The 1,775-nt window shown below is 51.0% G+C and carries 1 rRNA gene; it reads right to left on the reverse strand.

Annotated elements, in window-relative coordinates:
* Positions 1-54: 54 nt before the first annotated feature.
* A 23S ribosomal RNA gene (locus tag ACYVIL_RS20350) occupies positions 55-1,775 on the reverse strand; the annotation flags it as partial.

The raw sequence follows: 1,775 nt of genomic DNA on the forward strand, positions 1-1,775 counted from the left end.
AGCATATTATCACGACAGCGCAACGCGCGTTTATAAAAGACATTTGGGTGTTGTATGGTTAAGCCTCACGGGCAATTAGTACAGGTTAGCTTAACGCCTCACAACGCTTCCACACCCTGCCTATCTACGTCGTAGTCTTCAACAACCCTTTAGGACAGTTAAACTGTCAGGGATGACTCATCTTGGGGCTCGCTTCCCGCTTAGATGCTTTCAGCGGTTATCGATTCCGAACGTAGCTACCGGGCAATGCCTTTGGCAAAACAACCCGAACACCAGCGGTTCGTCCACTCCGGTCCTCTCGTACTAGGAGCAGCTCCCCTCAATCATCCAACGCCCACACCAGATAGGGACCGAACTGTCTCACGACGTTCTAAACCCAGCTCGCGTACCACTTTAAATGGCGAACAGCCATACCCTTGGGACCGACTTCAGCCCCAGGATGTGATGAGCCGACATCGAGGTGCCAAACACCGCCGTCGATATGAACTCTTGGGCGGTATCAGCCTGTTATCCCCGGAGTACCTTTTATCCGTTGAGCGATGGCCCTTCCATACAGAACCACCGGATCACTATGACCTACTTTCGTACCTGCTCGACGTGTCTGTCTCGCAGTTAAGCTAGCTTATGCCATTGCACTAACCTCACGATGTCCGACCGTGATTAGCTAACCTTCGTGCTCCTCCGTTACTCTTTGGGAGGAGACCGCCCCAGTCAAACTACCCACCAGACACTGTCCACAATCCCGATAAGGGACCCATGTTAGAACATCAAATATACAAGGGTGGTATTTCAAAGGCGGCTCCACACAATCTAGCGACTGTGCTTCAAAGCCTCCCACCTATTCTACACATGTAGATTCAATGTTCAGTGCCAAGCTGTAGTAAAGGTTCACGGGGTCTTTCCGTCTAGGTGCGGGTACACAGCATCTTCACTGCGATTTCAATTTCACTGAGTCCTGGGTGGAGACAGCGTGGCCATGATTACGCCATTCGTGCAGGTCGGAACTTACCCGACAAGGAATTTCGCTACCTTAGGACCGTTATAGTTACGGCCGCCGTTTACCGGGGCTTCGATCAAGAGCTTCGCTTGCGCTAACCCCATCAATTAACCTTCCGGCACCGGGCAGGCGTCACACCGTATACGTCATCTTTCGATTTAGCACAGTGCTGTGTTTTTAATAAACAGTTCCAGCCACCATTTCACTGCGGCCCTCGTTCGCTTAGGAAGCAAGTTCCATCACAAACAAGGGCGTACCTTCTCCCGAAGTTACGGTACGATTTTGCCGAGTTCCTTCACCCAGGTTCTCTCAAGCGCCTTAGTATTCTCTACCTGACCACCTGTGTCGGTTTGGGGTACGGTTCGATATATCATAAGTTTAGAGGCTTTTCCTGGAAGCATGGCATCAACAACTTCGTCACCTTGGTGACTCGTCTCGTGTCTCAGGTACATGTTGAACCGGATTTACCTAATTCAACGCCCTACGCACTTTCACTTGGATAACCAACACCAAGCTTGCTTAGCCTTCTCCGTCCCCCCTTCACTGATATACCAAGTACGGAAATATTAATCCGTTTCCCATCGACTACGCATCTCTGCCTCGCCTTAGGGGCCGACTTACCCTGCCCTGATTAGCATGGGACAGGAAACCTTGGTCTTCCGGCGTGGGGGTTTTTCACCCCCATTATCGTTACTCATGTCAGCATTCGCACTTGTGATATGTCCAGCAAGCCTCACAGCTTACCTTCAGCCACTTACACAACGCTCCCCTACCATGT

The sequence above is a fragment of the Aliiglaciecola aliphaticivorans genome (assembly GCF_054782055.1).